Source organism: Ectothiorhodospira sp. 9100 (assembly GCF_022227565.1).
GTDB lineage: Bacteria > Pseudomonadota > Gammaproteobacteria > Ectothiorhodospirales > Ectothiorhodospiraceae > Ectothiorhodospira > Ectothiorhodospira marina.
Genome location: NZ_JAJNAN010000037.1, coordinates 22,063 through 30,949 on the forward strand (window position 1 = coordinate 22,063; position 8,887 = coordinate 30,949).

6 protein-coding genes are annotated in these 8,887 nt (G+C 64.8%); 3 read left to right on the forward strand and 3 right to left on the reverse strand.

The window, feature by feature from the left end; all coding sequences use genetic code 11:
* Positions 1 to 140 precede the first annotated feature (140 nt).
* Entirely contained in the window at positions 141 to 1,535 is a 1,395-nt protein-coding gene (cysS, locus tag LPW29_RS11310; RefSeq protein WP_238628093.1) for a cysteine--tRNA ligase, read from the reverse strand.
* 255 nt (positions 1,536 to 1,790) lie between these two features.
* Between cysS and LPW29_RS11315 the strand changes: the two genes are divergently transcribed.
* Complete coding sequence (locus LPW29_RS11315) at positions 1,791 to 2,303, forward strand: peptidylprolyl isomerase (protein ID WP_274520332.1); 513 nt, start codon at positions 1,791 to 1,793, stop codon at positions 2,301 to 2,303.
* Between the two features lie 9 nt (positions 2,304 to 2,312).
* Positions 2,313 to 3,032 carry a UDP-2,3-diacylglucosamine diphosphatase gene (locus LPW29_RS11320; RefSeq protein WP_238628094.1) on the forward strand — a complete coding sequence of 240 codons (720 nt, stop codon included), beginning with the start codon at positions 2,313 to 2,315 and terminating at the stop codon, positions 3,030 to 3,032.
* 325 nt (positions 3,033 to 3,357) lie between these two features.
* Here the strand turns inward: LPW29_RS11320 and LPW29_RS11325 are convergent, their stop codons facing one another.
* The gene (locus LPW29_RS11325) at positions 3,358 to 4,593 is read right to left on the reverse strand and encodes a glycerate kinase type-2 family protein (RefSeq protein ID WP_238628095.1); all 1,236 of its coding nucleotides are present in this window, start codon (positions 4,591 to 4,593) and stop codon (positions 3,358 to 3,360) included.
* Positions 4,594 to 4,721: 128 nt separating this feature from the next.
* On the opposite strand from LPW29_RS11325, the gene LPW29_RS11330 reads away from it, so the two are divergent.
* On the forward strand, positions 4,722 to 5,993 hold the full coding sequence (locus LPW29_RS11330) for a glycosyltransferase (RefSeq protein ID WP_238628096.1): 1,272 nt from the start codon (positions 4,722 to 4,724) through the stop codon (positions 5,991 to 5,993).
* A gap of 43 nt (positions 5,994 to 6,036) precedes the next feature.
* Here the strand turns inward: LPW29_RS11330 and LPW29_RS11335 are convergent, their stop codons facing one another.
* Complete coding sequence (locus LPW29_RS11335) at positions 6,037 to 8,781, reverse strand: cation-translocating P-type ATPase (RefSeq protein WP_238628097.1); 2,745 nt, start codon at positions 8,779 to 8,781, stop codon at positions 6,037 to 6,039.
* Positions 8,782 to 8,887 lie beyond the last annotated feature (106 nt).

The following is an 8,887-nucleotide window of genomic DNA, read 5'->3' on the forward strand; positions in this document are numbered from 1 at the left end:
CTCTAGTCCAACCATCCTGCCCTGGGCACAGGGATTTGGGCCGCCCCCAAGCCCTGGGGCGACGGATACTCCGCCAGGGCCGTTCGCGAACGGCCCGTACGGGTGCTCGGGCCAACCGCAATCGTCCGGTGGAGTGCCACCTATTCTCGACGCCAGGTGGTCCCGCCCGGGCCGTCCTCCAGGATGACCCCCTGGGCCTTGAGTTCGTCACGAATGCGGTCGGCCTCGGTGAAGTCCTTGCGCTTGCGGGCCTCCAGGCGGGCCTGGATGCGGGCCTGGATGCGGTCCTCCACCTGGGCCTCGTCGGGGCCATCGGCACTGCCGCCCTTGAGGAAGGCCTCCGGGTCCGATTCCAGGATACCGAGCATCGCGCCCAGCTCCTTGAGCAGTCCTGCCAGGCGGGCCGCCTCATCGGCCTGCCCCTCCCGCAGCCGGTTGATCTCATGGGCCAGGTCGAATAGCACCGCCAGGGCCACGGGCGTGTTGAAGTCATCGGCCATGGCCGCATGGAAACGGGCACGGTATTGGGCGCCGCCATCTTCAGCGGCTTGGGCCGGGAGCCCCCTGAGGGCCGTATACAGACGCGACAGGCCGTTGCGGGCGCTCTCCAGGGCCTCGTCGTTGTAGTTCAGCGGACTGCGATAGTGGCTGCCCAGGATAAAATAGCGCACCACCTCGGCCCGATAATGCTCCAGCACCTGGCGCACGGTGAAGAAATTCCCCAGGGACTTGGACATCTTCTCCTCGTCCACCCGCACGAAGCCGTTGTGCATCCAGTAGTTCACAAAGTGCTCGCAGGTGGCCGCCTCGCTCTGGGCGATCTCGTTCTCATGGTGGGGGAACTGCAGATCCTGTCCGCCGCCGTGGATGTCGAAGTGGTTGCCCAGAAAATGCGTGGACATGGCCGAGCACTCGATATGCCAGCCGGGGCGTCCCGCGCCCCAGGGGGCATCCCAGGCGGGCTCACCAGGTTTGGCAGCCTTCCAGAGGACAAAGTCCATGGGGTCACGCTTGGCCTCGTCCATGGCCACTCGTTCACCGGCGCGCAGATCCTCCAGGCGCTTGCCCGACAGCTTGCCGTAGTCCTCAAAGCGGGTCACGCTGTAGTACACATCCCGGTTATCGGCCTGGTAGGCGTAGCCCCGTTCCATGAGGCGCTGGATCATGTGCAGGATTTCATGCACGTGCTCCGTGGCCCGGGGCTCGGCGGTGGGACGCAACACTCCCAGGGCCTCGGCGTCCTCGTGCATGGCCTGGATGAAGCGCTCCGTGAGGGCATCGATCCCCTCACCGTTCTCGGCGGCGCGACGGATGATCTTGTCATCGATATCCGTGATGTTGCGGATATAGGTCACCTCGTAGCCCAGGGCCTGGAGGTAGCGGTAGACGATGTCAAACACCACCAGCACCCGCGCATGTCCCAGGTGGCAGTAGTCGTACACGGTCATGCCACACACATACATGCGCACCCGACCGGTCTCCATGGATTTGAAGGGTTCTTTGCGGCGAGTCAGGGTGTTGTATATGTTCAGCATGTCGCGGGTCTGGCTGGATGAGTCGGGATTGGGACAGGAAATGGAGCATACCAAGTCCCACGATACACCAGAAAGGTCAGCCACGAAGCCCGACGCGCTCCGCCCCGGACGGGCAAACTTCCCCGGGGCGCCCGCAACGGCTATCATCACAGGCCACCAACGGGTAACTCCGACGGACAAAATCGCATGAAATCAATGATCCGACAGTGTGTAGTGCTCCTGGCGCTGCTGTCCTTAACCATGGGAAACCAAGTGATGGCCGAAACCGACAACCCCAAGGTCCAGATTGAGACGACCAAGGGCACCCTGGTCCTGGAACTCTACGCGGACAAGGCCCCCGAGACGGTCGAGAACTTCCTGACCTATGTGCGAGACGGCTTCTACGACGGCACCATCTTTCACCGGGTGATTCCCGGCTTCATGGTGCAGGGGGGTGGCTTCACCCCGGACATGCAGCAAAAGCCCACCCGCGATCCCATTCGCAACGAGGCCAATAACGGCCTGAGCAACGAGGTGGGCACACTGGCCATGGCCCGCACCCCCAACCCCCACTCCGCCACGGCGCAGTTCTTCATCAACGTGGAACACAATCGCTTCCTGGACTTCACCGCCGAGACACCCCAGGGCTGGGGCTACGCCGTATTCGGCAAGGTGGTGGAAGGCATGGATGTAGTGGAAAGCATTGTTGCCGTGCCCACCGGCAGTCAGGGCATGCATCAGGACGTACCCAAGGAGCCCATCGTGCTCAACAGCGTGACCGAGCAGTAAGCCTGCCCGGTGCCTCAAACGCTGTTCATTTCCGACCTGCACCTGGACAGGGATCGTCCACGGACCCTGGAGCAGTTCGCCCGGTTTCTCGCCGAGCGGGCACCCGGGTCCGATGCGTTGTACATCCTGGGCGATCTGTTCGAATACTGGATCGGCGATGATGATCCCGCTCCGCACCTGGACGAGATCGTCGGCATCCTGCATCGACTGAGCAGGGAAGGACTCGCGGTCTATTTCGCCCACGGCAACCGGGACTTTCTGGTGGGTGAGGCCTTTGCCGAGCGCTGCGGCTGCGCCCTGCTGGAGACGGAGACGGTCATCGACCTTTATGGCACCCCCGTGCTGCTCATGCACGGGGATAGCCTGTGCACCGACGACGAGGAATACATGCAATTTCGTCGCATGGTGCGCACCCGTCAGTGGCAGTCGGCCTTCCTGGCCCGCCCGCTGGCGGAGCGCCATGCGGAGGCCGAGGCCATGCGCGCTCAGAGCCAGGCCTCCACCCGCAGCAAGTCCGACCGTATCACTGATGTGAATCCGGCCGCGGTAGAGGATGCCCTGCGCCGCAACGGCGTACATACCCTCATCCACGGCCACACCCACCGCCCCGCCGTGCATGATTTACATCTGGATGGCCAACCCGCCCGCCGCATCGTGCTCCCGGACTGGTATGGCGATGGTGGCGTACTGGCCTGCACGCCGCAGGGGATGGCACTGCAGGAAATCTGATTGCCCCCGTGCCCCCAATGAGAGCAACCCCCCGTGGGAGCGGCCCTCGGCCGCGAACGGCCTTCCCGCAAGCCCCTGACATCGAATCTCTCTCCCCGGGCACCCTCCGGGTTCAATGTCCAAGGAGAACCTCGGCGGCGGGTGTGCCTGTCCGCGGGACGCCGTGAATACCTCCCTGTAGGCTTGATCGCCGCATCCATGCGGCGAACACCCGCTCCCAGGCACCCCCCCCCGCCAAGGTTCGGACGCTTTGGTGGCTTTCGGTGGAGAAAGGCATTCGCGGCCGAGGGCCGCTCCCACACAGGGCATCAGCTCCCACAAAGACTCAGGAGATGTGGACGATCACCAGATCCATGACGTTGGTGCCGGTGGGGCCGGTCTCCAGCAGGTCGCCGGAGGCTTGCAGGCAGGGGTGGGCGTTGGCGGTGGATAGGGCCTGATCCGGGTCGAGGCCCTGGGCACAGATGCGCTCCCAGGTGCCGCCGTCCACCATGGCGCCGGTGGCGGTCGTGACGCCGTCGGAGCCATCCGTGCCTGCGGCCAGCAGGGTCACATCCGGGCAACCGGACAAGACCCTCGCCGCCGCCAGGGCCAGATGCTGATTGCGCCCGCCCTGACCCGGGTGATCCGGCAAGGTCACCGTGGTCTCGCCGCCCCAAACATGCACCCCAGGGGCCGCCCTGCCCTCGTGCATCAACCAGCGCGCCAGGGCCGCACCTCGCTCGGCGGCCTCACCCTTCAGGAAGTCCCCATGAACGGTGGCCGAACAACCCAACTGGCGTGCCGCAGCCCCTGCCGCGCGACAGGCATCCTCCAGAGTGGCCAGCACCCGGGCGGGCACCCTGGGGCCGGCCCGTGAGTGTGCGGCACGGGCGGCCATCGCCCGGTGCACCCTCTCTGACAGACCGGCGGGCAGTGTGGGCAACGGTGAGGATTCCCGGGTTGGCGTGAGCAGGCCCGAGCCGATCACCGCCGGATCATTGCCGGGCACGTCCGAGATCAACCAGACCTGGGCGGAACGCTGCCCCAGATGCCCCCGCAAACGACCCGCCTTGATGCAGGAAACGGCACTGCGCACCCGGTTCATGGCCCGGATGTCCAGCCCCGCCCCCAGCAGCCAGCCATTGAGGCGCTGCAGATCCGCCAGGGTCATCCCCTTGGGCAACACCTCCACCAGGCTGGACGTGCCACCGCTGATGAGAAACAGCAGAGACGCATCATTCGGCGTCGCCGCGATGAATTCCAGCAACCGCGTCCCCGCCGCCAGACTGGCCTCCCCGGGCAGGGGGTGATCGGCTTCCAGGCAGGAGAAACGCCCATCGCGGGCCAGCGCCTCATCACCATGGCCATGACGGGTAATGACCAGCGCTCGCGCAAGCCGACCTCCAAGGACCGTCCAGGCACCCCGAGCCATGGCAGCCGCCGCCTTGCCGATAGCCACCACATGCACCGGCCCGGCCGGCTTATCAATCTCCAGTTGACGTTGCACCACCCGTTCACCGTTCACGGCCTCAAGAGCCTGGTGGAAACAAGACAGCAGGATATCGCGATGGCACGTCATAAGAGGCTCCTGTTGCGAGGCCTGGGAAAAACTCTCACAAAATCATGAGACGATGCCCCGGGTTTCAGTAGACTCACCCGAATCGGGTACCCTGTCCACCCACACCCACGACACACTCCGGAAACCCCATGCGCCATTGCGACCTCACCCTGGCCTATACCGAGACCAGCGGAGGCATCCGCACCTACCTCGATGCCAAGCGGCAGCACATCGCCCGACATACCGAACACGAGCATGTGCTCATCATCCCCGGCGAACAGGACCGGATCATCCAGGAGGGCCGCCTCACTCGCATTGAGATCGAGTCCCCCCTGATCCCTGGCTGTCACCCCTACCGTTTCTTCACGCGCCCCCACCGGGTGCTTCAGGCATTGCGGGAGGCCGCACCGGATGCGGTGGAATTGGGGAGTTTCTTCACCTGCCCCTGGGCCGCTTTCCGCTACCGGGCCGACCGGTTGCAGGCGGGTCACCGGTCCCTGGTAGCCGCCTACTTCCATACCGACATCGCCAGCGCCTATGTGGGCGCCCCGCTACGCCGTCGCCTGTCCGCCCTTCCGGGCACATGGGGAGACAAGGCTGGCCAGGGTATGGAGTCCACGGCCCGACGTCTCTTCGGCCGCGTCTTTCGCCACTGCGACCTCACCCTGGCCGCCACGGGCCAGCAGGCCGATCGCCTGCGCCAATACGGCGTGGGCGGCACTCACATCGTGCCCCTGGGCGTGGATACGCTGCTCTTCAACCCCGCACGCCGGGACTCCAGCTGGCGCGCCGAGCTCGGACTGGACCCGGAGGACATCCTGCTGATCTACTGCGGCCGTCTGGATGGGGAGAAGGATGTGCTCACACTGGCCCGGGCCTTCGAGTGCCTGAACCGGGATGGGCCCTCTGATGGGCCGCGCTTCGTGATGGCAATGATGGGGGCCGGTCCGCACCGGGAGGCCCTGGAGACCCGGGCGCGCGACCTGCCAGGGCTGCGACTACTGGACTACGAGTCGGACCGGCCCGCCTATGCCCGCGCCCTGGCGAGCGCCGATATCTACGTCACCGCCGGCCCCCACGAGACCTTCGGTCTGTCGGTGGTCGAGGCCCAGGCCAGCGGCCTGCCGGTGGTGGGGGTCGAGGCCGGCGCCCTGACAGAACATGTGCGACCGGACCGGGGACGACTAGGTCCGGTGGGGGATGCTGAAGCCATGGCTGGCCATATCCGGCAGGTGGCAGTGCAACACCAAACCCTGGGGGCGGCGGCACGGCATCACGTGCTGGCCTCAGGCTACGCCTGGGAACAGACACTCGACCGGCTGCTGGCTCTCTACGATGAGGCCCTTTCTCCCAGGCCCGCACCGGGGGTTGCCGCCGCCGGCCAGCGACGCAGCAGCGCGTGGGATGGTGCCCCACCCTGAGACCACCGGCCTTTCCGCACACCGCATCGCGTTGTGCAGGAGATCACGCCGTGGTCTTGGCAGCCACCGTTTTTTTCTCCGGGTGTCGCCAGCGCCAGACAGCCTTTTCCAGCTCCACCAGAAGCAGGACCACCACGCCATACGCCAGAATCAATCCCCACTGACTCAGGCTCAGGGGGGCGCTCTGGAACAGCAGGTTCATGAACGGCGTGTAGACGAACAGCAACTGCGCCACCGCCATGCCAGTAATGCCCCACCAGATCCAGTGATTGGAGAACGGGTGGGTCTGGAACACGCTGCGGGTGAGCGAGCGGCAATTGAGCAGGAAGAAGCTCTGCACCACCACGAACAGGCTCACCGCCAGGGTGCGTGCCTCCTCGATGCTGGCGCCCTGCACCAGCGACCACTGGAACAGGCCAAAGGCCCCCAGCAACAGCAAGGCGCTCACCGAGAAGATGCGCCCGATGGTCTCGCCGTTGAGGATGGGCATATTCGTTTGACGGGGCGCCCGACCCATGATCCCGGGCTCCCGTGGTTCGAAGGCCAGCATCAGACCCAGGAACACCGCCGTGGTCATGTTCAGCCACAGCGCCTGCACCGGCAACACCGGCAGCGTCACACCCAGCAAAACGGCCACCATGATCACCAGACCCTGCCCCAGGTTGGTGGGCAGGATCCAGGTGATGAACTTGAGCAGGTTATCGAAGACATTGCGGCCTTCTTCCACCGCCGCCTCGATGGAACTGAAGTTATCATCGGCCAACACCATATCGGAGGCATCGCGGGAGACTTCGGTCCCGTTGATCCCCATGGCCACACCGATGTTGGCCCGCTTCAGGGCCGGGGCATCATTGACCCCGTCGCCGGTCATGGCTACCACATGCCCCTGGGCCTGCAACGCCTCCACCAGCTGCAGTTTCTGTTCCGGGGCCACCCGGGCAAACACCGACACCTCCTCGCTGGCCCGCGCCAATTCCGTCGGCGTCATGTTGCCCAACTCACGCCCTGTCAGGACTTGTTGTGATGCCTGTTCCCCGTCGCGGAGGATACCGATACGCTCGGCAATGGCACGGGCCGTCAGGGCGTGGTCACCGGTGATCATCTTCACCCGGATACCGGCCTGACGGCAGGTTTCCACCGAATGCACCACCGCTTCCCGAGGCGGATCGATCATGGCCTGCAAGCCGAGAAAGATCAGACGATCCTCGGCGCGCTCCGGATCGGGCACCTGGAGGTGGTCCAGGTCCGATTCGCGCATGGCAAAGGCCAGCACCCTCAGCCCCTGGGCCGCCAGCTGATCGGCCTGCTCATGCAGCCGCTTGGAATCCAGGGGACGCAATTCACCATCGGCAGTCATGATGCGGTCGCAGTGGGCAATCACCCGCTCCGCGGACCCCTTCATGTAGATGCGATGCCCCGCCTCATGGCGATGCAGGGTGGCCATGTACTGACGGTCCGACTCAAAGGGAATCGCATCAACCCGTTTCAGCTCACGTCGCAGGGGGGGCGGGTCCATGCCCGCCTTGAGGGCACTGGTGATCAATGCCCCCTCGGTGGGATCGCCCTGCACGGTCCAGCGACCCTCCTGTTCCACCAGCTCACTGTCATTGCTCAGCAGGCCCGCCAACAGGCACTGATGGAGGGCTTCATGCCCGGCAACGGGCTCTGATAGCGGCTCGCCGTCCTGGAGGACCTGACCCTGGGGTTCGTACCCGGCGCCGCTCAACTCGAAGGTGGTATCATCGACCAGGATGCGCTGTACCGTCATCTGGTTTTCGGTGAGGGTGCCGGTCTTGTCGGAACAGATCACCGTGGTGGAACCCAGGGTCTCCACCGCCGGCAGCTTGCGAATAATGGCATTTCGCAGGGCCATGCGACGCACGCCGATGGCCAGGGTGATGGTCACCACCGCCGGCAGCCCTTCAGGTATGGCAGCGACCGCCAGGGCCACGGCGGCCATGAAGGTGTCCACCCAGGACTGACCGTAAAGCAGGCCCACACCGAAGGTCACACCCGCCAGGGCCAGGATGACCCAGAGCAGCACGCGACTGAAGGCGTTGATCTTGCGCGTGAGCGGCGTTTCCAGGCTGACCGCCTCGCTGATCATATCGGCAATCTTGCCGGTTTCGGTCCGGTTCCCTGTGCCGGTCACGACGGCCCGGCCCGTTCCATAGGTCACCAGGGTGCCGGCAAAGGCCATGTTGCTGCGATCACCCAGTACCGTGTTCGCGTCCAGTGGACCGGACTGTTTCTCCACGGCAACGGACTCGCCGGTGAGGGTGGACTCATCGATCTGCAGATCGCGGGCCGACACCATGCGCATATCGGCCGGCACCTTATCGCCTGAGGCCAGCAGAACGATGTCACCCGGTACCAGTTCAGCCGCCGGCACCTCCATGCGCTGACCCTGCCGCATCACCGTGGCCGTGGAGGAAAGCATGTGCTTGAGGGATTGGATGGCATCCTCGGCCTTGGATTCCTGCACATAACCGATGATGGCGTTGATCAGGATCACGGCAAAGATAACCCCCGAGTCCACGTATTCCCCCAGGACCAGGGTCACGACGGTGGCGATCAGGAGGATGTAGATCAGCGGGTTGTGGAACTGCAGCAGCAGCCGTTTGAACCACGACATGGCCTTCGCAGTGGCCAGGGTATTGGGGCCGTAGGTGTCCAGACGTTCCCGAACCTGCTGGTCCGTGAGGCCCTCATGCTCCTGGGTTTCCAGTGTTTCCAGCACCTCGCTGCAAGGCCGCTGGTACCAATCATCCTGCATCGGTTGATCCATGGGGGGAGAACTCCAAAGCCGAGCGCATTTCGGCAAGATGGCTGATGTCGAATCCTCAAGTGTACCGTAATGCCGGCCACGGTCGCATGGATATCGGGTCAATCAT

What these genes read in the sequence shown, in the direction of transcription:
- LPW29_RS11325 (WP_238628095.1), bottom strand. Translation starts at nt 4,593, where the DNA reads ATGACGTGCCATCGCGATATCCTGCTGTCTTGTTTCCACCAGGCTCTT.
- cysS (WP_238628093.1), bottom strand. Translation starts at nt 1,535, where the DNA reads ATGCTGAACATATACAACACCCTGACTCGCCGCAAAGAACCCTTCAAA.
- LPW29_RS11330 (WP_238628096.1), top strand. Translation starts at nt 4,722, where the DNA reads ATGCGCCATTGCGACCTCACCCTGGCCTATACCGAGACCAGCGGAGGC.
- LPW29_RS11315 (WP_274520332.1), top strand. Translation starts at nt 1,791, where the DNA reads ATGGCCGAAACCGACAACCCCAAGGTCCAGATTGAGACGACCAAGGGC.
- LPW29_RS11335 (WP_238628097.1), bottom strand. Translation starts at nt 8,781, where the DNA reads ATGGATCAACCGATGCAGGATGATTGGTACCAGCGGCCTTGCAGCGAG.